16 protein-coding genes and 1 pseudogene are annotated in these 21,258 nt (G+C 75.8%); all 17 read left to right on the top strand.

Features of this window, described 5'->3' with window-relative positions; all coding sequences use genetic code 11:
* Positions 1-205: pseudogene (locus tag J5Y04_RS23825) on the top strand (phage tail protein); the annotation flags it as partial.
* Positions 206-238: 33 nt separating this feature from the next.
* The gene (locus J5Y04_RS42065; protein ID WP_307853263.1) at positions 239-2,320 is read left to right on the top strand and encodes a phage tail sheath C-terminal domain-containing protein; all 2,082 of its coding nucleotides are present in this window, start codon (positions 239-241) and stop codon (positions 2,318-2,320) included.
* A 33-nt stretch (positions 2,321-2,353) separates the two neighbouring features.
* Positions 2,354-2,860, top strand: coding sequence for a phage tail protein (locus J5Y04_RS23835; protein WP_148646752.1), 507 nt, complete (start codon positions 2,354-2,356; stop codon positions 2,858-2,860).
* A gap of 73 nt (positions 2,861-2,933) precedes the next feature.
* Entirely contained in the window at positions 2,934-3,647 is a 714-nt protein-coding gene (locus J5Y04_RS23840; protein WP_209414139.1) for a hypothetical protein, read from the top strand.
* A gap of 695 nt (positions 3,648-4,342) precedes the next feature.
* The gene (locus tag J5Y04_RS23845) at positions 4,343-4,630 is read left to right on the top strand and encodes a hypothetical protein (RefSeq protein WP_209414140.1); all 288 of its coding nucleotides are present in this window, start codon (positions 4,343-4,345) and stop codon (positions 4,628-4,630) included.
* A gap of 256 nt (positions 4,631-4,886) precedes the next feature.
* Positions 4,887-6,116 carry a DUF4255 domain-containing protein gene (locus J5Y04_RS23850; protein ID WP_209414141.1) on the top strand — a complete coding sequence of 410 codons (1,230 nt, stop codon included), beginning with the start codon at positions 4,887-4,889 and terminating at the stop codon, positions 6,114-6,116.
* The gene (locus J5Y04_RS43600; protein WP_307853264.1) at positions 6,113-8,875 is read left to right on the top strand and encodes an ATP-binding protein; all 2,763 of its coding nucleotides are present in this window, start codon (positions 6,113-6,115) and stop codon (positions 8,873-8,875) included. Before J5Y04_RS23850 ends, J5Y04_RS43600 begins: the two co-directional genes overlap by 4 nt.
* Positions 8,866-9,174: a hypothetical protein gene (locus J5Y04_RS23860; RefSeq protein ID WP_209414142.1), complete on the top strand. Its 309-nt coding sequence runs from the start codon at positions 8,866-8,868 to the stop codon at positions 9,172-9,174. Before J5Y04_RS43600 ends, J5Y04_RS23860 begins: the two co-directional genes overlap by 10 nt.
* Positions 9,171-9,830 (top strand): hypothetical protein, encoded by a 660-nt coding sequence (locus J5Y04_RS23865; protein WP_148646758.1) that lies wholly within the window; start codon positions 9,171-9,173, stop codon positions 9,828-9,830. The genes J5Y04_RS23860 and J5Y04_RS23865 overlap by 4 nt, the downstream gene beginning before the upstream one ends.
* Positions 9,827-10,297: a hypothetical protein gene (locus J5Y04_RS42075; protein WP_245205295.1), complete on the top strand. Its 471-nt coding sequence runs from the start codon at positions 9,827-9,829 to the stop codon at positions 10,295-10,297. Before J5Y04_RS23865 ends, J5Y04_RS42075 begins: the two co-directional genes overlap by 4 nt.
* Positions 10,290-11,426, top strand: a complete 1,137-nt coding sequence (locus J5Y04_RS23875) for a hypothetical protein (protein WP_209414143.1) — start codon at positions 10,290-10,292, stop codon at positions 11,424-11,426. The genes J5Y04_RS42075 and J5Y04_RS23875 overlap by 8 nt, the downstream gene beginning before the upstream one ends.
* Entirely contained in the window at positions 11,423-11,995 is a 573-nt protein-coding gene (locus J5Y04_RS23880; protein WP_245205297.1) for a phage baseplate assembly protein V, read from the top strand. Before J5Y04_RS23875 ends, J5Y04_RS23880 begins: the two co-directional genes overlap by 4 nt.
* A gap of 24 nt (positions 11,996-12,019) precedes the next feature.
* A complete protein-coding gene (locus J5Y04_RS23885) occupies positions 12,020-12,343 on the top strand; it encodes a hypothetical protein (RefSeq protein WP_209414144.1) in 324 nt (107 codons plus the stop codon).
* Positions 12,340-12,729, top strand: coding sequence for a GPW/gp25 family protein (locus J5Y04_RS23890; RefSeq protein ID WP_209414145.1), 390 nt, complete (start codon positions 12,340-12,342; stop codon positions 12,727-12,729). The genes J5Y04_RS23885 and J5Y04_RS23890 overlap by 4 nt, the downstream gene beginning before the upstream one ends.
* 254 nt (positions 12,730-12,983) lie before the next feature.
* On the top strand, positions 12,984-15,533 hold the full coding sequence (locus J5Y04_RS23895; protein WP_209414146.1) for a putative baseplate assembly protein: 2,550 nt from the start codon (positions 12,984-12,986) through the stop codon (positions 15,531-15,533).
* Positions 15,534-15,585: 52 nt separating this feature from the next.
* Positions 15,586-18,495: a putative baseplate assembly protein gene (locus J5Y04_RS23900; protein WP_209414147.1), complete on the top strand. Its 2,910-nt coding sequence runs from the start codon at positions 15,586-15,588 to the stop codon at positions 18,493-18,495.
* A complete protein-coding gene (locus tag J5Y04_RS23905; protein ID WP_209414148.1) occupies positions 18,492-21,227 on the top strand; it encodes a hypothetical protein in 2,736 nt (911 codons plus the stop codon). The genes J5Y04_RS23900 and J5Y04_RS23905 overlap by 4 nt, the downstream gene beginning before the upstream one ends.
* Positions 21,228-21,258: the final 31 nt, after the last annotated feature.

Consider the following 21,258-nt stretch of genomic DNA (forward strand, 5'->3'; position numbering starts at 1 on the left):
GTTCATGCAGGAGTTGTTCCGGCAGGGGGCGTTGCAGGGGAGTTCGCCGCGGGAGGCGTATTTCGTGAAGTGTGATGCGGAGACGACGACGCAGGCGGACCGGGATCTGGGGGTGGTGAACATCCGGGTGGGTTTCGCGCCGTTGAAGCCGGCGGAGTTCGTGGTGGTGCAGGTGCAGCAGTTGTCGGAGCAACTCCCGTCCTGACCGGGCCGGGCGACCAGAGGAACAGGAGGGGCCGTGCCTGAGAAGCTCGCCCAGCCGGGCGTCTACGTCGAGGAGATCCCGAGCGGCGTCCACACCATCACCGGGGTCGCGACGTCCGTCACCGCCTTCGTCGGCCGCGCCGCCCGCGGCCGCACCGACGCGCCGGTGACCGTCCTCGGTTTCGACGGGTTCGAGAGGGAGTTCGGCGGGCTGTGGGAGGGCAGCCGGCTGGGCTTCGCGGTGCGCGACTTCTTCCTCAACGGCGGCGGCCAGGCCGTGATCTGCCGGATCTACCAGCCTCCGGCGGGCGGGACCGGAACGGCCGGGCTGGCCTTCGGTCAGGGCGACCGGGCCGTGAAACTGGTCGCGGTCTCGCCCGGGGCCTGGGGCAACGCCCTGCGTGCCAGGGTGGACCTGACCGGCGCCCCGGCCGGCGAGCTCTTCAACCTGGTGGTCGCGGACACGGGCACGGGCGCCACCGAGCGCCACGCCGGCGTCTCGCTCTACGCCGACCACCCCCGGTGCGTGCGGAACGTCCTCGAACGCGACTCCGCGCTGGTGCGCTGGGGTGCCGAGCCCCTCACCGCGGTACCGGGCACACCCCGGGTCCGCCCGGTCCCGGCGGCCGCCCCGGCCGAGGCCGGCGCCACGCCCGACTGGCAGGACCCCGCGGGCGTGGCCGACGCCGCGGCCACGGCAGCCGCCGGCGCGCTGAAGGAGGCCGTCAACGGCAGCGCCGTGGACGCCACCGCGGCGCAGACGGCGCGCTCGGCCGTCGCCGCCGCCGGGCAGGCCAAGGAGGAGGCCGACCGGGCCAGGCAGGACGCGGACACCGCCCTGGCCGCCGCCAAGCAGGAGAAGCAGCGCACCGAGGCCGGGCTCAGCGCGGCCGCCGACGCCCTGACCGCCGCGCAGCAGGCCAGCCCCGTCGACGTGCAGAAGGTCAAGGAGGCCGAGAAGGCCCGGGCCGAGGCCAAGGCCGCCGATGACGCGGCGGCGGCCGCCGTGACCGGGGCGACGGACGACCAGGCCAGGGCCGTCACCCGGGTCGGCGACGCGGCGGCCCGGGTGACGGAGGCCACGGCCGCAGCGACCACGGCGGACGGCAGGGCGGCCGAGGCGGAGAAGACGGCCGAGGACAGGCAGACCGACCTCCGGACCGCACGGGACCAGGCCACCGCGGCCGCCGGCCAGCTGGGCGGGGACGACGGCGTCGTGCCCGGCACCGACGCGGTGCGCGGACAGTACGAGCGCCTCCTCGACCAGGCGGACCTCTTCAACCTGCTCTGCATTCCGCCCTACCGCCCCGACGGCTCCGACGTCGAGCCGGTCCTGTTCGACCTCGCCGCCGCCTACTGCCGCAAGCGCCGGGCGGTCCTGCTGGTCGACCCGCCGTCCGCCTGGACGACGGCCGACGCCGCCGTGGCCGGCTTCCGCGCGCCCGCCGACCAACTCGGCGGCCGGGGGCCGAACGCCGCCGTCTACTTCCCGAGACTCAGCCGGCCGAACCCGTTCCGCGGCGGCGCGACCGAGCCGTTCGTCCCGTGTGGTGCGGTGGCGGGGGTGTTGGCGCGGACGGATGCGGTGCGTGGGGTGTGGAAGGCGGGGGCGGGGCTGGAGGCGGGTTTGGTGGGGGTGCCGGATTTGGCGGTGCGGTTGTCGGACGGGGAGAACGGGTTGCTGAATCCGTTGGGGGTGAATTGTCTGCGGTCGTTTCCGGTGGTGGGTCGGGTGGTGTGGGGGGCGCGGACGTTGACGGGGGCGGATGTGTTGGCGTCGGAGTGGAAGTATCTGCCGGTTCGGCGGTTGGCGTTGTTCATTGAGGAGAGTTTGTTCCGGGGGACTCAGTGGGTGGTGTTCGAGCCGAATGGTGAGGCGTTGTGGGCGCAGGTTCGGTTGAACGTGGGGTCGTTCATGCAGGAGTTGTTCCGGCAGGGGGCGTTGCAGGGGAGTTCGCCGCGGGAGGCGTATTTCGTGAAGTGTGATGCGGAGACGACGACGCAGGCGGACCGGGATCTGGGGGTGGTGAACATTCGGGTGGGTTTCGCGCCGTTGAAGCCGGCGGAGTTCGTGGTGGTGCAGGTGCAGCAGTTGTCGGAGCAACTCCCGTCCTGACCGGGCCGGGGACGATCAGGAGGCGCAGGACACATGGCCCAGTTCACTGTCAACACCCAGCGGTTCGACCCCTACAAGAACTTCAAGTTCCGTGTGCGCTGGGACGGCCGGTACGTCCTCGGGGTCAGCAAGGTGAGCTCCCTGAAGCGCACCACCGAGGTGGTCAGGCACCGGGAGGGAGGTGACCCGTCCAGCAGCCGCAAGTCGCCCGGCCGGACGGAGTTCGAGGCGATCACGCTCGAACGCGGCGTCACCCACGACCCGGAGTTCGAGCAGTGGGCCAACAAGGTCTGGAACTACGGAACGGTGGGAGCCGAGTCCGCGCTGAAGAGCTTCCGCAAGGACATCATCATCGAGCTCTACAACGAGTCCGGGCAGCTCGTCATCGCCTACAAGGTCTACCGCTGCTGGGTCTCCGAGTACCAGGCGCTCCCGGACCTCGACGCCAACGCCAACGCCGTCGCCATCCAGCACCTCAAGCTGGAGAACGAGGGCTGGGAACGTGACGCCGAGGTCACCGAACCCACCGAGCTGGGGTGATGCCGTGATCACGCCGGGTACCGCGCGTCGGGCCGTTCCCGCACGACGGGGGGAGGTTCCCGAACTGCGCCCCATGACGGACGGAGCACTGCTCGACCTCTGGGAGTCGGCGAGTGAGGTGGCCCCGGTCGGCCGCCCGCTCGCGCTCCTCACCGCGGCCTTCCCGCACTGCCGGATCGAGGACCTGGCCGCCGAGCCGCTCGGGCGCTGCGACGCGCTGCTCGCCGAGCTGCGCGCCTCGCTGGTCGGGGACGGTGTCGAGGCGGTCGCGGGCTGCCCGTCCTGCGGCGGCCTGGTGGAAACCGCCTTCTCGCTGGACGCCCTGGGCGGCGAGGGCGGGCCGGACACCGAGGCGGTGCTGACCACGACCGTGGCGGGGCATGAAGTGCGCTGCCGGCCGGTGACGCTGGGCGACCTGATCGCGGTGTGCGGGCTGGCCGATGCCGAGTCGGCCCTGATCGCCCGTTGCGCCGAGATCCGCCGGGCCGGGGCGGCGGTACCACCGGAGCACCTTCCGCAGGAGGTCCGGGCGGCGGCGGAGGAGGCCATGGCGGCGGTCGACCCGCGCGCCGAGACCCTGCTCGGCCTGAGCTGCCCGGCCTGCGACACGCAGTGGTGGGCCGCTTTCGACCTCGCGGCGTTCCTCTGGACGGAGGTCGAGCGGCTGGCCCAGTGCCTGCTCGTCGAGGTGGACACACTGGCACGGGCGTACGGCTGGCGGGAGTCGGACATCCTGGCCCTCGGGGCGCTCCGGCGCCGCCGCTACCTGGACCTGGTGACGTCGTGAACGCGCCGACGGGCGGTCCGGCCGGGCCCCTCCAGCCGTCTCCGCCCGCCGCCGGCGGTTTCCTGGGCCGGCTCGCCGTGCGGGCCGGCGGTGGTGGCGAGCCGGGCCGGCTACGGCCGAGGCCGCTCTCGCGGTTCGAGCCGGTGCGGAACGACCGCACGCCCGGCGAGGACGGGGATTCCCCGTCCCGGACCGGGTCGGTGGGCGGAAGTGGGGGCAGCCCGAGGACAGGTCCGGCGTCGGCGCCGACAGCGGTGGTCGAGGCGTCCGGTGTCGGCCGTGGGTGGCCCGCGGCGGAGTGGGCGCGGTCCGTCCGCCCAGGGGCCGTTCCGGGCGGGGTACGCGGTGCGTCGTCCGCGCGGGTCCTGGCAGCCGGTGCGGGTCCGGGGCCGGGGGAGGGATCGGCCGGTTCCCCGCCGGGACAGGCCGCCGAGACGGCGGACGGGAGTTGGGCCGGTGAGTGGGCACCGGCTGACGGACCCGAAGCCGGTCCGGGGTCAGCAGCTCAGGTGTCTGCAGCTCTGGTGGCAGCAGCTCCGGTGGCGTCTGTGGCGGGCGAGGCGGTCGGCGTGGCAAGCGGAACGCACCGGTCGCACGGTGAGCCCCGTCTGCCCGCGGACCACAGCCCTTCCGCCCGGCGGCCCGGGCCTGGAGCCACCCGCCCGGGCGAGGGCGAGGCCGGGCCTGCGGAGCCGGTGAGGCTGCCGGAGGCCGGCGGGGGCCTGCCGGCCGATGACTGCTCCCGGGCCGAGGTCGATAGCCGGGCACCGGACCGTGCCTGGGCCGACCGGGCGCGGGCGGCGGCGGGCCGCCACCCCGCACCCGCGCCCGCGCCGACCCCGGTGGTCAACGTCTCCATCGGCCGGATCGAGGTGCGTGCCGTTCCGAGCACGTCCGCGGCCGACCGGCGGGACCGCTCCGAGGAGCCCGCCGTCACCACGCTGGACCAGTACCTGCGCCGCCGCTCCGGGGGCCGGACATGAACGGGCCCGCCTGCCGCCGGCAGGCCGCACGCGAACCCGTCCGGGGCGGGAAGGCCGTCCGCGGGCCGGCCCGGCGAGGCCACACCGGGCACGGGGCGATCCAGTGCCCGCTGCTCTGGTCCGCGTCGCTGCGGCCCGCGGCGGCGAGGCCCGCGCTGCCCCGGCCCGCGCTGCCCTGGCCCACGCTGCCCTGGTCCGTGCCGCTCCGGTGTGGGGCGCGTCGGCGCGGCTCCTGTTCGGGGAGGAGGTGGGGCCGGTGAGCACAGGACGCGCGATCGAAGCCGTCACCCAGGCGCTGCGCGCCGGGCTCGCGTCGCTCGCGCCGGTCACGGCGCGCCCGCTCGACCGGGCCAGGACCGGCGCCGCCAACGGCCCTCAGCTCAACCTCTACCTCTACGACGTCGCGCCGAACGCCGCCTGGCGCAACCTCGAACCCCCGACCCAGGCCGGCGGTGGCGCCGGCCTGCACCCGCCGCTCGCCCTCGACCTGCGGTACCTGCTGACGGCCTACGGCGACGGCGACGACGAGATCGCCGCCCACAGGCTGCTCGGCGAGGCCATGCAGGTGCTGCACGACGGGGCCGTCCTCGCGCGGGCCGGCCTCAAGGGCGTGCTGGCCGAGGCGGGGGTCCACCTCCAGCCGGACCGGGTCCGGCTGACGCCCGTCCACCTGGGCACCGACGAGCAGTCCCGGCTCTGGACGGCCTTCCAGACCAACTACCGGATCTCGGTGGCCTATCAGGTGTCCGTGGTCCTGATCGACACCCTCGACCCGCCGGCCGCCCCGCTGCCGGTCCTCAAGCGCGGGCGCGCGCCGGTCGACGAGCAGGGGCGGGACGAGGGCGTGCCGGCCGGCGCGTCGGCGGGCCCCCGGCTGGACCGGGTCACGGTGGAGGCCTGGCGCGGGAACGACTCCGTCCCGGCCCGGACCGGCGACCGGCTCGTGGTCGAGGGCGCGGGGCTGACGGGCGGTCCGGTGCGCGCGCGGTTCGACCACCCCCGGCTGGCGCAGCCGATCTGGGCGGACGCGGCACCCGGCTCCACCGCCGCGCGCGTACTGCTGTCGGTCCCGGCCGCGCTCCCGGCCGGCTTCGCCACCCTCGTGCTGGCGGTCGGCCCGCCGGAGGGGCCGCGGATCACCAGCAACGCCCTGCCGTTGCCGGTCGCGGTCCGGCTCGGCCGTCCGTCCGTGCTGCCGGTCCCCGGTCGGCCGGGGACGGTCCGGGTCACCGTGCCGTCCGACCGTCTGCTCGTCGACGACCAGGCGGTGCTGCTGTTGGCCGGTGGCGGGCAGACCGCACCGAACACGCGGGTCCGGGCGGGCGCCGTCCTCTCGTTCGACCTCCCGCACCCAGGGGCGGCCGGAGCGGTCGTCACGCTGCGGCTCAGGGTCGACGGGGTCGACTCCGTGCCGCTGCCCGAGCCGGACCCGGCGAAGCCTCTGCCGACCCGGTTCGACCCCGTCCAACAGGTGGTGCTGCCGTGACCGGTACCACCGAAACGAGCGGTTCCACCACGCCGTGGGGTTCCACCATGCCGACGGGCCCCACCACGCCGTCGGGCTCGACGGCACCGACCGGTGCCACGACACAGCCCGGTGCCGCCGTGGCGGTCGGTGCCACCACGGCGACCTGGGAGGAGCGGAACAACGCGTACCTCGGTGCGGCCCTGCACTGGCTTCGCGAGCGCCTCCGGGCTCTGGCCGAGGAGGTGCACGGCCCGGGCGGGATTCCGGAGGCGGCCCCGGCCCCGACCGGCGTGGGAACGGCGGCCGAGGCAGGGGCGGTCGAGGCAGGTAGGGCCGAGATTCGAGCGACCGAGGTAAGTAGGGCCGAGGCAGGGGTGGCCGAGGAAACGGCAGCGGCGGGAATCGCCGCCGGGGGTGCTGCCGCACCTGCGGGGGGCTCGGAAGGCCGCATCCGGGGGCTGTTCCACCGCCGCTCGAAGAGAGCCCGCCCGGCGGCACCCCACCCGAAGGCCACCCGTCGGACGGCAGCCCGCTCCGGGACCGCCCACCCGGCGGCCGACACCCCTCAGGCCCCGGCCGTTCCTGGCCCACCGGCCGCAGTCGGCGACGGTTCACCCGGCTCACCCGGTTCGCCCGATCCATCCGACCCGTCCGACCCGTCCGGCTCGCCCGGCCGGGATGACCTGGCGAGCGCGCTCGCGCGGGCGGCGCTGGCCCGTGACGAGGCGGCCGCCGCCGTGGTCTCGGCCCACGACCAGCTCGCCGAACTGCTCGGCCTGACGCCGTTCGAGCGGGATGTCGTCCTGCTCGCGGCCGCCCGTGAACTCGACCCGGCGGTGGACTGGTTGAGCGCCGTGGCCGGAGCCGGTGGCCAACTGCCCGGCCCGACCTTCGGCCTGGCCCTGCGTCTGTTCGACCACCCGGCCTGGGACGCGCTCTCGCCCGAGCGGCCGCTGCGCCGCCTGCGGCTCGTCCGGCTGGAGGGCTCCGGAGGGCTGACCGCCTGCTCGCTCCGGGCGGACGAACGCGTGGTCAACTACCTGAAGGGGCTGGACCACCTCGACGAGCGGCTCGCGGACACGGTCGTCCCGCTGGAGGACGGCGGCGGGTCCGTCGAGCCGTCGCCGTCCCAGCGGGAGACGGCGCGGGCGCTGCGCGCCGGAATGCGTGCGATGGCCGCTGACGGCCGCCCGCCGGTGGTGAACCTGGTGGGCCCCGACGGGCCGAGCAAGCAGCTGGTGGCGCGCGAGGTCGCGGCGGCGCTCGGCCGGAGGCTGCTCAGGGTGCCGCTGCCGGCCCTCGCGGCTTCGGCGGCCACGGCAGCCGGGGCGGCCGGCACGACCGCGAGGCTCTGGGAGCGGGAGGTCCTGCTCTCCCCGGTGGCCCTCTACCTGGACGCGGGGGACGAGGCCGGCGACCACGGTCCCGAGGCCGTCGCGGAGGCGGGCCGGCTGATGGCGCGACTGCCGGGGCCGGTGTTCCTGGACAGCCGCGAGGTCTGGCCGCACCTGGGCCCCGGTGCCCTGGCGGTGGACGTCGCCGGGCCCACCACGGCCGAGCAGCGCGCGGTCTGGACGGAGGCCCTCGGGCCGGGCGGGGCGCAGCTCGCGGGCGAGCTCGCCGCCCAGTTCGACCTCGACCCGGTCGCCCTGGCCCGGGTTGCGGGGTCCGTCGCGGGCGGACCGCCGGGCGAGTCCGTGCAGCAGCGCGGGCACCGGGTGTGGGGCGCCTGCCTCGCGGTGTCCCGGCCGCGCCTGGACCTGCTGGCGCAGCGGCTGGAGCTGCGGGCGCGGCGCGAGGACCTGGTCCTCCCCGAGGACGTGACGGAGCAGCTGGACCGGATCCGCGACCAGGTCCGCCGGCGCACGCTGGTCCACGAGGACTGGGGGGTGGCGGGCCGGACCAGCCGCGGCCTCGGAATCACCGCGCTGTTCGCGGGCGAGAGCGGCACCGGCAAGACCATGACCGCCGAGGTGCTGGCCCGCGAGCTCGCCCTCGACCTCTACCGGATCGATCTCTCCGCGGTGGTGAGCAAGTACATCGGCGAGACCGAGAAGAACCTGCGCCGGCTCTTCGACGCGGCCGAGCACGGTGGCGCGATCCTCCTGTTCGACGAGGCCGATGCGCTGTTCGGCCGCCGCAGCGAGGTGCGGGACAGCCATGACCGGTACGCCAACATCGAGGTCAACTACCTGCTCCAGCGCATGGAGTCGTACCGGGGCCTGGCGGTTCTGGCGACCAACATGAAGGGCGCACTGGACCATGCCTTCAGCCGCCGGCTCCGGTTCGTACTGGACTTCCCGTTCCCCGGGCCGGTGGAGCGCGAGGCGATCTGGCAGCGGGCCTTCGCCCCGGGGGTGCGCTGCGAGCTCGACCACGCCCGGCTGGCCCGGTTCGGGCTGACCGGCGGCAGCATCCACAACATCGCGCTCAACGCCACCTTCGCGGCCGCGGCCACGTCCGAACAGGTGGCCACCATGCCGCTGGTGCTGGCCGCGGTCCGGATGGAGTGCCGGAAGCTCGGCTTCGTCGTGGACGAGCGCGAGTTCGCGTGGGACGGGCCCGCGCCCGTCGCCGCGGCATCGTCCCTGAACGGGATGGGCGGGTCGCCGGACGGCACAGCGGACGGGTCGCCGGACGGTACGGCGGTGGTCGCGGCGACGTGGGGCACAGCGACGTGGGAGGCGGCGGCACCGGGGACGGCGCTCCCGGGGACGGCGCTCCCGGGGACGGCGACGGAGGAGACGGCGGACGAGGGGAGCGGACCGTGGACGTGACCGTGCGGATCGAGCGGCTGGTTCTGGAGGGCCTGGAGCCGGCGCCGGGAGCGGCCGACCGGCTGCGGGCCGCCCTGGAGCAGGCACTGGCCGAGCGGCTCACCGAGGCGCTGGCGGCGGGCGGGCGCGTCGGCCGGCCCGAGGTCGACGCGGCCCTGACGACCGGGCCGGTGGCGGTGACGGTGACCGTGCCGGGGCCGCCGGGCGGGGCGCTGAGCCCCGGGGCGGCCGCCGCCCTGGGCGGGCACACCGGCCGCGCGCTGGCGGCCGGGCTCATCGGAACAGGAGGGGCGCCATGACCGGATTCCCGCGCTCGCCGCGGCTGATGCGCGGTGGCATCGTCGAACTCGACCCGGGGTCCGGCTCGGTGCTGCGGATCATCGCGCTGCAGTACAACCCCGACAGCCTGACCCGCAGCTTCCAGGTGCAGGACACCGGCGAGGAGAAGCACCAGCGGTCCCAGCCGCTCCGCTTCAAGGCCCCGCCCGTGGAGACCGTCAAGGTGGAGGCGGAGCTGGACGCGGCCGACCAGCTGGAGTTCCCGGACCGGTTCCCGGACGCGGGTCAGGTCGGGGTGCACCCCCAACTCGCCGCCCTGGAGCTACTGGTCTACCCGACGGTGGGGCAGCTCGTTGCGGCGGACCAGTCGGCCGCGGCCGGCTCGCTGGAGATCCTGCCGATGGAGGCGCCGGTGACCGTCTTCGTCTGGAGCCCGAGCCGGATCATGCCGGTCCGGATCACCGAGCTGTCCGTGACCGAGGAGGCCTTCGACCCGGCCCTCAACCCGCTCCGGGCCAAGGTGCAGCTGGGCATGCGGGTGCTCTCGGTGAACGACGTCGGCTTCGACCACCGGGCCGGCGGGCTGTACCTGGCCCACCAGCGCCGGCTGGAGGCCCTGGCCGCCCGGGCCGGCGGCGGCAGCTTCGCGGCACTCGGCATCGGAGGGCTGACATGACGACACCCCCCTTCCCGCTGACCGGCACACCCGGCCTGCAACCGCCGGGCGGGCCCGGCCTCCAACCGCCGGGCGTCCCCGGCTTCCAACTGCCCGGTGTGCCCGGCCTCCCGCCGCCGGGCGCACCGGCCGGCCCGCCGCAGCCGCCCGAGGCGCCCGCCTTCCCGGCGGGCAGCCGCTACGCCGGGCTGCCACTGGCCGTCGCCGAGCTGGACGGGCGTCAGGTGCGCTACGTCACCCGCCGGTTCGTGCCGCAGCCGGACCGCTTCGCGCTGCTGCGCGAGCACGCCGTCGCCGAGGGGGAGCGCCCCGACACCGTGGCGGCGGCCGAGCTCGGCGATCCGGAGCGGTCCTGGCTGCTCTGCGACGCCAACGGGGTCCTCGACCCGGCGGAGCTGACGGCCGCCGTCGGCCGCCGGCTGCGCATCACGCTGCCCGAGGGCGTGCCGGGGGTGGCCGATGCTTAGCGGACCGGTCCACCTCACCCTGCTGGCCGGTCCCGCGGTGCCGGTGCCGGTGCCCCGCTTCGTCCTGGACTCGCTCACCGGGGTGACGGTCCGCAGCACGGCCGAGCCGGGCCGGCAGAGCGCCTTCGAGCTCACCTTCGAGCTGGAGAAGAACTCGCCGGTGCCCACGGTCTTCCTGCTGGTGGGCGGGAGCCTGCCGCCGGTGCTCCGGGTCGTGGTCGCGGTGACCGTGGGCGGCGCGCCCGACGTGCTGATCGACGGGGTCGTCACCTCCACCGGCCTGGTACCGGGAGCGGACGGCGGCCCGTCCGTGCTCACCGTCCACGGTATGGACCTGACCGCGCTGATGGAACGGATCGACGGCACCGGGACGCCCTTCCCGGCGTTGCCGGTGGCCGCCCGGGTGCTCACGGTGCTGGCCAAGTACGCCGCGCTCGGCGTCGTCCCGGCGGTCGTCCCGAGCCTGGTCGCCGACGTGCCCAACCCGCTGGAGCGGATTCCCGTCCAGCACGGCACGGACCTCGCCTACCTGCGGAGGATGGCCGCCCGCTCCGGCTACGTCTTCACCCACATCCCCGGGCCCGTCCCGGGCGCCAGCATCGCCTATTGGGGCCCGCAGGCCAAGATCGGCCTGCCGCAGCCCGCGCTCACCGTCGACTCGGACGTGCAGACCAACGTCGAGTCGCTCAGCTTCAGTTACGACGCGGAGAGTGCCACGCTTCCGGTGATCTTCATCCAGAACCAGCAGACCAAGGCGGTCGTCCCGGTCCCGATCCCGGACGTCTCGCCGCTCAACCCGCCGCTGGGGCTGGTTCCGCCCCCGCCCACCAGGCTCCGCTACATCCGGGAGACCGCCAAGCTCGGCGTCGCCGAGGCCGTGCTGCTCGGCATGGCGAAGGCCGCCACCTCGGCGGACGCGGTCAAGGCCGAGGGCAGCCTGGACGTCCAGCGGTACGGGCAGGTCCTCAAGCCCCGGTCGCTGGTCGGCGTCCGGGGTGCCGGGACGGCGTTCGACGGGCTCTACTTCGTCCAGTCGGTGGACCACCGGCTCCGACGCGGGTCCTTCACCCAGCAGTTCAGCCTCGTGCGCAACGGACTCGTTTCGACCCTTCCGGTGGTGCCGGTATGACCATGTCCGACGACAGCGACCTCGTCGTCCCGGCCGGCGGCGCCGACGACTCCGGGGGGAGCGGGGGCGCCCGGTTCTACGGCAAGTACCGCGGGACCGTCGTCGGCAACGTCGACCCGCTCGGGATCGGCCGGATCCAGGCCCTGGTACCGGACGTCTCCGCCGTCCTCCCGTCCTCCTGGGCGATGCCCTGCGTCCCCGTCGCCGGCCCGCAGAGCGGCGTCTTCGTGCTGCCGCCGATCGGCGCCGGGGTCTGGGTGGAGTTCGAGCAGGGCGACCCGGACTACCCGGTCTGGACGGGCGGGTTCTGGGGCAGCCCCGCCGAGACGCCCGCGCTCGCCCGGGCCGGCAATCCGGCGAGCCCGAGCATCGTCCTGCAGACCGTCGGCCAGAACACGATCTCCGTCTCCGACGCGCCCGGCGCGGCCGGCGGGATCCTCCTCAAGTCCGGGCTCGCCTCGATCATGGTCAACCAGCAGGGCATCACCATCCAGAACGGCCAGGGGGCCAGCCTCGTGCTCACCGGCCCGCAGGTCAACGTCAACCTCGGCGCACTCACCGTGCAGTGACCCGGGTCCGGAGGGGAGACACCCATGCCAGGAGCGATCCTGCACCAGGGCGCGGTCGTCCAGTGCCCGCACGGCGGACGCGCGAACCCGCCGAGCGCCGACCCGCGGGTGTGCGTCGGCGGCCTGCCGGTCTGGCTGCAACCGGTACCGGCCCTCGTCGTCGGCTGCACCCTGCCACCGCCGCCCGCCGCCAACGGCCCCTGCCTGACCGCCCCCTGGGCGACGGGATCGCTGCGGGTCCAGGCCGACGGGGTGCCCCTGCTGCTCCTCGACAGCCAGGCCACCACCGTGCCGAGCGGCACACCGCTGATCCCGGTCTCGGCGCAGCAGCGGGTGATCGCCGTATGAGCTCTCCCACGCCCGGCCGGGTCGACGTGGCGTTCCCGTTCCGCTTCGACGAGCGCGGCCGCACCGCCGCGCCCGCCGACTACGACCGCCACGTCCGCGACCTTCTCGAACAGCTCCTCTTCACCGCCCCCGGCGAACGGGTCAACCGGCCGGACTTCGGCTGTGGGCTGAACCAGCTCCTCTTCGGCCCCAACAGCCCCGAACTGGCCGCCACCGTCGAGTACACCGCCCGGGCGGCGGTCCAGCGCTGGCTCGGCGACGTACTCGACCTGGTCGAACTGCGCGCCACCGCCGTCGAGTCGGTGCTCACCGTCGAGGTCCGCTACGTGGTGCGCCGCACCCGGCAGGCGGCCGAGGCCCGCTTCGCCCGGGAGGTCCCGCGATGACCGGCCACCCGGGAACGAACCGCCCGGAAGCGACCGGTCCGGAAGCGACCGGTCCGGCAGCGACCGGTCCCGCAGCGAACCACCCGGCGTCGAACCACCCGACGTTGAACAGCCCGGCGTCGAACCGCACGGCAAGCAACCGCCCGGCAACGAACGCCACGGCAACGAACGCCACGGCAACGAACCGCCCGGCCGGGACCACCGGTCCGCCCGCCGCGAACGGCCCCGCCACCGTGCCCGGGACGGACTGCGCCGTGGAGTGCACCGTCGACCACCGCCGCGAGCTGGTGATCGCCCACGGCCTCAACGGGATCGACGGGATCGAGGTCGCCGACCCCAACCCCGTCGACGGCACGGTGGCGCTCTGCGTCGGTCTGCTCGGCCCGGTCCCGGACGACCTGACGGTGGCCAACCTGCGGATCGACGCCGAGCCGGGCGCCCGCCGGGTGCGGGTGCTCGGCGTCCGCGCCCGGCCACCGCACGCGGAGGACGAGGACGGCTGCCTGGAGGTCGCCCTCGACCGGCCGGGCGACACCAGCACCTACCACCTCGCCGTCGTCGAACCGGGGCCGCACGGCCACCCCGGCCGGCAGCCCCGGCACGGCTTCGACCTCCGCCACCACCGCGCGCCGTTCGGCTTCTGCGCGGGCCGCGCCGCCGAGGCCGACTGCCCCACCGGGCCCGCCTGCCCGCCCGTCCCGGTGACCCCTGCCGCGCTCGACTACCTCGCCAAGGACTACGCCTCCTTCCGCCGTCTCGTCCTCGACCGGCTCGGGCTGCTCGTCCCGGGTTGGCGGGAGCGCCACGTCCCCGACCTCGGCGTCACCCTGGCCGAGCTGATCGCCTACGCCGCCGACCGGCTCAGCTACTACCAGGACGCCGTCGCCACCGAGGCCTACCTGGGCACCGCCCGGCGCCGCATCTCGGTGCGCCGCCACGCCCGGCTGGTCGACTACCGGCTGCACGAGGGCTGCAACGCACGGGCCTTCGTCACCGTCGAGGTCGGACGCGAGCCCTCCCCGCCCTGGCGTGCCGACCAGGTCGCCCTGCTCACCGGCTACCCGGGGGCCCCGCCCACCGGCCTCCCGCTGCGCTGGGAGGACCTGCCCCCGCAGGCCCTCGACGGCGGCCACGTCTTCGAACCGCTGGCCGCCGACCCCGCCGCCCCGCTGCGGCTCTTCCCCGGGCACGGCCGGATCCGCATCCACGACTGGGGCGACGGCCAGTGCTGCCTGCCGGCCGGCGCCACCTCCGTGACCCTGGTCGACCGGACCCCGGTCGGCCCGCTGCGCCTGGCCGCCGGGGACTTCCTGGTGCTGGAGGAGGTCCTCGGTCCCCGCACCGGCCGCCCGGGTGATGCCGACCCGGCCCACCGGCACGTCGTCCGGCTCGCCTGGGTGCGGCGCGCGCACGACGAGGTGCTCGACACCCCGCTCCTGGAGGCGGGCTGGGCCACGGCGGACGCCCTGCCGTTCCCGCTCTGCGTCTCCGCCCTCGGGCCCGCCCCGGACTGCCGGCCGCTGGGCGACGTCAGCGTCGCCCGCGGCAACGTCCTCCTGGTCGACCACGGGACCCGGACGGAGGAGCCGCTCGGCCCGGTGCCGGGCACGACCGAACCCCCGCGCTGCGCGGGGGAGTGCCGCCCGGCCGAGGAGCCGCCGGCCCCGGCCCGCTTCCGCCCCCGGCTCGGTCGGCCGGGCGTCACCCACGCCGAACCGCTGCCCGGCCCGTCCGGCTGCGGCTGCCCGGCCCCCGCCGCCGAGCTGCTGCGCCGCGACCCGCGCCGCGCGGCGCCCGCGGTCGCGCTCACCGAGACCGTCGGGCAGGCCGGCTGGCAGCCGGTGCCCGACCTCCTCGCGGCCGGGCCGGACGACCGGGTGTTCTCCGTCGAGACGGACGACGAGCGGGTCTCCTGGCTGCGCTTCGGCGACGACCGCACCGGCCGCCGGCCCGGGCCCGGCAGCTCCTTCACAGCCCGCTACCGGGTGGGCGGCGGGCCGGAGGGCAACGTCGGGGCGGAGACGATCGTGCACCTGGCGCTGCGCCCCGGCGTGGGCGGGCAGGACATCGTCACCCGGCCGCGGAACCCGCTGCCCGCGGTCGGCGGCGCCGCTCCCGAAACGCCGGCCGAGGCCCGGGCGGCCATCCCGGTCGCCTTCCGTGCCATCCGCGAACGAGCCGTCATCGCCGACGACTACGCCGAGCTGGCCCGGCGGGCGGGCGGCGACCGGCTCCAGGGCGCGGCCGCCGAGCTGGTCTGGACGGGCAGCTGGTACGAGGCCGACGTCGCGCTCGACCCGCGCGCCGTCGGCGGCCCCGCGGACTGCGGGTGCGGAGCGCCGCCGGGCTGCGACGACGTGGCCTGCACCGTGCACGAGGTCACCGAGGCCCTGGAACGGGCCCGCCGGCTCGGCCACGAGCTGCGGGTCGCCTTGGCCACCGAGGTGCCCGTCGAGATCGAACTCACCGTCTGCGTCCAGCCCTTCCACGTCCGGGCACAGGTCGCGCAGGCCTTGCGTGAGGAGTTCTCGGCCGACGTCCTGCCGGACGGCCGGCCCGCCTTCTTCCACCCGGACCGGTGGGGCTTCGGCGACGGCGTCCACGTCAGCCGGGTCCTCGCCGCCGCCCAGGCGGTGCCCGGGGTCGCCTCCGCCGAGGTCACCCGGCTGCTCCGGCAGGGCGAGCCGGACCAGGGCGCCCTCGCCAGGGGCGTCCTTGCGGTCGGCCCGCACGAGGTCGTCGTCGTGGACAACACCCGGCCGCGCAGCGGCCGGTTCACCGTCGTCGCGGGAGGCGGCCGGTGAACGGGCGGACCACCACGTGGTGCGCCGAGGCCGAGCCCGGAGAGGGGTGCGCATGAGTACCTGTACCTGTGGCTGCTGCACCGGCGGCGCGGCAGCGCCCCCGTCCGTGGCCAACCCGCCCGGGCAGGCCGCGCTGCGGCTGCGCACGGGCACCCACGCCACCTTCCTGGCCGCCATGCTCGGCCGGCTCTCGGCCGCCGACCTGCCCGGGCTCGCCGGGCTCACCACCCGCGACCCGGGCGACCCGGCGATCGCGCTCTGCGACGCCGGCGCGGCCGTCTGCGACGTGCTGACCTTCTACCAGGAGCGCATCGGCAACGAGGGCTACCTGCGGACCGCGACCGAGGCCCGCTCGGTGCACGAGCTGACCGCACTCGTCGGCTACTGCGCCCGCCCCGGCGTCGCCGCCGGCACCCACCTCGCCTTCACCCTGGAGGCCGGCCACCGCGAGGTGATCCCGGCCGGGACCAGGGCGCAGAGCCTGCCCGGCCCGGGTGAGCTGCCCCAGGCCTACGAGACCGGCGCACCACTGCCCGCCCTGGCGGACGCCAACCGGCTGCCGGTCCGGACGACCCGGCCGCAGCCGGTCACCGCCGCCGACGTCCACCGGCTGCCGGAACTCTGGCTCGCCGGCACCGCCACCCGGCTGCGGCCGAACGACCTGCTGCTCATCGGGATCGGACCTCCCGGCCGGGTCGAGCACTTCGTGCGGTCGGTCGACGGGGTCGAGGAGGACCTCGAACACCGGCGGACCAGGGTCCTGCTCGCCGGGGGCCGGCCGACGAAACCCCCGGAGTGGGAGCAGGTCGGCGGCCTGGGCGGGTTGATCGACCTGCTGACCGCCCCGCCGTCGAAGCCGGCGCCCGACGTCCCCGTCCCCGTCCCCGACGCCTCGGCGGCCGACGTCCGGCTCAGGCGCGAGGAACTGCTCCACCCCGGGCTGTCCGGGCTGCTCCACGGCGCATGGGCGGGTGCCACCGTCAGCGGGCGGCCGACCGTGCAGGTCTACGCCCTGCGGGTGGCCGCGCCGCTGTTCGGCCACAACGCCGGCCGCAAGCCCGCGTTCGGCGAGGACGGAAGGCCGCTGCCGATGGAGCAGTGGTCCGACTGGAGGGTGGCGGAGGACGAGGCGGCCGTCTACCTCGACAACCCGTACCCGTCCATCCGCAGCGGCACCGTCGCGGTGATCGCCCTGGCGGCCGACCTCGCCGCCGACGATGCGCCGACGGGCGGGCGCGGGCAGGCGCGGGCATCGTCCGAGCGTTTCCGCATCATCGGGGACCGCCGCGGGCTCCCCCTCGCCGTGTCGCCGGTCTCCCGGGCGGAGTACGGCCTCTCGACCCGGACCACCAGGATCGACCTCGGCGGGAAGCCGGTCTGGGAGGTGCCGGGGAGCATGGACGAACTGCGCCGGATCACCGTCCACGCAGCCCCCGAACCGCTGCCCCTCGCCGAACTCCCCATCGCCGATCCGGTGCAGGGCGCGGTGCTCGAACTCGACGGCGTACTCGACGGGCTGGAGTCCGGGCGGCTGCTGGTGGTCTCCGGGGAGCGCGCCGACCTCCCCGGCGTCGCGGGTGTCACCGCCGCCGAACTCGTCAAGGTCGCCGAGGTCCGCCAGGGCACGGTCACCCGGCCCGCCCCCGCCCGGAAGCCCGCGACGGCCAGGCCGGCGACGGCCGGGCCCGCCGCCCCAGCCGTCTCCGCCCCAGCCGTCTCCGCCACCCCCTCCACTGCCGCCACCGCCACTGCCGCCACCGCCACCGCCGGCACCGCCACCGTGGTGCCGGGCGAGCACAACCACAGCTTCCTGATCCTCGAAGCCCCGCTGCTGCACAGCTACAAGCGCGACACCGTCACGGTGTACGGCAACGTCGTCCACGCCACCCACGGCGAGACCCGCGTCGATGTCCTGGGCAGCGGCGACGCCTCCGCCGCGCACCAGACCTTCCCCCTGCGCGGCGCCCCGCTGACCTACGTCTCCGCGCCCACCCCCACCGGCGTCGAGAGCACCCTCGACGTCACCGTCGACGCCGTCCGCTGGCCCGAACGCCCGTGGTTCGCCGGCCTCGGACCGGACGACCGCGGCTACGTCACCAGCACCGACGAGACCGGAACCACCTCCGTCACGTTCCCCGACGGCACCTCGGGGCACCGGCCGGCCACCGGCAGCGAGAACATCAGGGCCCGCTACCGGACCGGGACCGGCACGGCCGGCAACACCGACGCCGGCCGGATCACCCTGCTCGCCGCCAAGCCGCTGTCCGTGCGCGAGGTCGTCAACCCGCTGCCCGCCACCGGCGGCGCCGACCCCGAACGCCCCGACCAGGCCCGGACCGGCGCGCCGCTGCCGCTGAAGACCCTGGACCGACTGGTCTCCCTGCCGGACTACGCCGACTTCGCCCGGGCCTTCGCCGGAGTCGGCAAGGCCACCGCGGACCGGCTCTCGGACGGCCGCGGCGTCGTCGTCGTGGTCACCGTCGCGGGCGCGGACGGCGCCCTGCTGTCCCGCGAGTCCGACGTCGTCCGGAACCTGCGCACCGCGCTGCGCCGCTTCGGCGACCCGGCCGTCCGGATCCGGGTGCTGCCGGCCGTGCGGCTGGTGGTCACCGTGGACGCGGAGGTCCGCCTGCTCCCCGACCGGCAGTGGGCGGCGGTGGAGCCCGTGCTCAGGGCGGCCCTGCTGGACGCCTTCGGGCCGGTCCGCCGCGACCTGGCCCAGGGCGTGCCGGGCTCCGAGGTGGTGGCGCTCCTGCAGTCCGTGCCGGGCGTGCACTCGGTGCACGGCCTCGCGCTGACGTCGGTACCGGAGGGAGCGGAGCCACCGCCGGGGCAGCACCCGGGCCCGTGGCTGCCCGCCCTCGGTGCCCGCCGTGTCGGGAACGACATCGTCGGGGCCCAACACCTCTGCACAGCGGCCGAGTTGCCCGAACTCATCAAACTCAGGGAGGGCGTCGCATGACGCAGCCCGACCGGCTCTTCGACCTGCTCCCGCTGGTCCACCGGATGCGCGACGCGGAGGCCGGGAACCCCCTGCGCGACCTGCTGCGGGTCATCACCGAGCAGCTCCAGGTGGTCGAGGACGACATCACGCGCGGCTACGACAACTGGTTCGTGGAGACCGCCGAGGACTGGGTGGTGCCCTACCTCGCCGACCTGGTGGGCTGGTCGCCCGTACCCGACGCCGGCTGGACGGCCGCCGGGACGGCCGGCCGCGACCTGGCCCGCCGCTCGGCGCTCGCGCCCCGCCAGGACGTCGCCAACACCCTGCGCCACCGGCGCCGCAAGGGCACCAGGGCACTGCTCGAAGACCTCGCCCGGGACGTCGCCGGACTCCCCGGGCACGCCGTCGAGGGATTCCGGCTGCTCGCCCGGCACCAGCAGCTGAACCACCTCCGTCCGGGCCGCTCCGGCACCGCCGACCTGCGTGACGGCGAACTGCTCGGTCGGCTCGGGGGGCCGTTCGACGAGGAGGCGCACACCGTCGACGTCCGCCGGCCCGGCTCGCACCGCACGAGCGGCCGGCACAACATCCCGGACGTCGGTCTCTTCGTCTGGCGGCTGCACGCCTACCCGGTGACCGGCACCCGGGCCGGGCAGGTCGAACGGGTCGGGCGGTGGGCGTTCACCTTCGACCCGATGGGCTTCGACGTCCAGCTGTTCGGCCGGGGCGCGGACGGCGACCGCGGGCTCCACCCGCAGGGACCCGCCGACGTGCCCGCGCCGATCGGCCGCCGTGCGTTCGCCGCGCCCCGGACCGCATCCCCGCCGCAGCACGCGCCCCTGTCGTCCCCGCCGGCCCACGCCTCCTCGCCGTCCCATGCCTCGCCGCTGTACTACGGGGAGGGGCGCTCGATGGTGATCCACGCGCCCGGTTGGCCCGCCCGCGGGCAGGGCACCCCCGTCCCCGCCGAGCGGGTGGTCCCGGCCGACCTGAGCGACTGGGAGTCCTACCGTCCGCTGCCCGGCACCGTCGCGGTGGACCCGGTGCTCGGCCGGATGCTGTTCCCGCGCCGCAACCCGCCGCAGCGGGTCCGGGTGAGCTACCACTACGGCTTCGGCGCCGACCTGGGCGGCGGAGAGTACCGGCGCCCGATGCCCGAGCCGCCGGAGGCCGACACCCACCGCTGCCGGGCGCAGGACCTGACCGACCCCGACGCCTTGCGTCACGCCGTCCTGACCGGGCAGGGGCCGGCCGCGTCGCTGGTCCTGCGGCACTGGCCGGGCGGCGCACCCGGCCCCGGCGGCGGCACCGACGACGAACTGGTCGAGGCGCTCGACGGGGCGCTCCCGGACGAGGACCTCTACGCGCTCGCCCGGCCCGGCCGACCGGTCCCGGCGGGGGTTCCGCTGCTGGTCGCGAACCGGCAGTACCTGGAGACGCTCTGGCCGGACTGGATCAGGCCCGCCCGTTGGTACCGGGCGGTGCGCTCCGCCGCCGAGTTCCGGCAGGCACTGCACGCCTGGGAGCACGACCGGCCCCGCTACGCCGTCATCGAGATCACCGGCAGCGAGGTGCTCGGCGTCACCGCCGACCTCACGCTGGAGCCCTGGCAGACCCTGCTCGTCCGGGCCGCCGAGCGCACCCGCCCGGTGCTCTGGCTCGCCGACCGCCGGGCGGACGGCCCCGACGCGTTCGCCGTCGCCCTCTCCGGCGGCAGCCGGCTCATCCTGGACGGCCTGGTGATCGGCGGCCGGGGCGTTCACCTCTCCGGCGCACCCGTGGACGCCGCCCCGGAGCCGGGTGATGAGGCCTGCGACGACGATGACCCGCAGGGTGGGGTCCCCGACGGTGACGACCCGCAGGGTGGGGTCCCCGACGGTGACGACCCGCAGGGTGGGGTCCCCGACGGAGACGACTCGCCGGGCGGGGCCCCGAACGGCGACGAGAGCCAAAACGGGGACGACCGCGCCCCGGCCCCCGGGGCCGCCCGCCACACCGCCCACGGTTGCCGCCCACCCGCCCGCGTCGTCATCCGGCACTGCACCCTGGTGCCCGGCTGGGGACCCCACCACGTCTGTGGCCCCGAGCGGCCGGCGCCGCCCTCACTGGAACTGGCCGCCCTGCCCGGCGCCGAGGTGGAGATCAGCCACTCGATCGTGGGGCCGGTCCGGATCGAGGCCGCCGCGCGGGGCGGCGTACCGCTGCGGCTGGCCGTGAACGACAGCATCGTCGACGCCACCCACCCGGATCTCGAAGCCGTCGGCGGGGGAGGCCCCGGCGTCGCCCCGGCGGTCCTGGAGGTCGCCCGGACGACCGTCCTGGGCAGCCTCCAGGTGCACGCGATCGAGCACGGCGAGAACACGGTCTTCCTCGGTGAGGTCCTGGCCGCCCGGCGCTCGACCGGTTGTCTGCGGTTCTGCTGGGTGCCCACCGGCTCCCGCACGCCGCGCCGCTTCCACTGCCAGCCGGACACCGCCCTGGCGGCCCTCGGCGACGTGCCGTCACCCGACCTGGCCGCCGCCGTCGAACGCAGGCTCCGCCCCCGGTTCACCTCCGTCCGCCACCCCGACGCGGGGTACGCCCAGCTCGCCCCCGACTGCCCGGACGAGATCCGCACGGGAGCGGACGACGGCTCCGAACTCGGCGCCTTCCACGACCTCTTCCTGCCCCAGCGGCTGGCCGCCCTGCGCGCCCGGGCGGCCGAGTACACCCCGGCGGGCATGGACACCGGAGTCGTCCCCGTCAACTGACACCCCGCCCGACGACCGACCACCGCGACCA

This window comes from Kitasatospora sp. RG8 (assembly GCF_017813315.1).
Lineage (GTDB): Bacteria > Actinomycetota > Actinomycetes > Streptomycetales > Streptomycetaceae > Kitasatospora.

What these genes read in the sequence shown, in the direction of transcription:
- J5Y04_RS42075 (WP_245205295.1), top strand. Translation starts at nt 9,827, where the DNA reads ATGACGACACCCCCCTTCCCGCTGACCGGCACACCCGGCCTGCAACCG.
- J5Y04_RS23885 (WP_209414144.1), top strand. Translation starts at nt 12,020, where the DNA reads ATGCCAGGAGCGATCCTGCACCAGGGCGCGGTCGTCCAGTGCCCGCAC.
- J5Y04_RS23905 (WP_209414148.1), top strand. Translation starts at nt 18,492, where the DNA reads ATGACGCAGCCCGACCGGCTCTTCGACCTGCTCCCGCTGGTCCACCGG.
- J5Y04_RS23840 (WP_209414139.1), top strand. Translation starts at nt 2,934, where the DNA reads ATGACGGACGGAGCACTGCTCGACCTCTGGGAGTCGGCGAGTGAGGTG.
- J5Y04_RS23875 (WP_209414143.1), top strand. Translation starts at nt 10,290, where the DNA reads ATGCTTAGCGGACCGGTCCACCTCACCCTGCTGGCCGGTCCCGCGGTG.
- J5Y04_RS23890 (WP_209414145.1), top strand. Translation starts at nt 12,340, where the DNA reads ATGAGCTCTCCCACGCCCGGCCGGGTCGACGTGGCGTTCCCGTTCCGC.
- J5Y04_RS23900 (WP_209414147.1), top strand. Translation starts at nt 15,586, where the DNA reads ATGAGTACCTGTACCTGTGGCTGCTGCACCGGCGGCGCGGCAGCGCCC.
- J5Y04_RS23835 (WP_148646752.1), top strand. Translation starts at nt 2,354, where the DNA reads ATGGCCCAGTTCACTGTCAACACCCAGCGGTTCGACCCCTACAAGAAC.
- J5Y04_RS23880 (WP_245205297.1), top strand. Translation starts at nt 11,423, where the DNA reads ATGACCATGTCCGACGACAGCGACCTCGTCGTCCCGGCCGGCGGCGCC.
- J5Y04_RS23865 (WP_148646758.1), top strand. Translation starts at nt 9,171, where the DNA reads ATGACCGGATTCCCGCGCTCGCCGCGGCTGATGCGCGGTGGCATCGTC.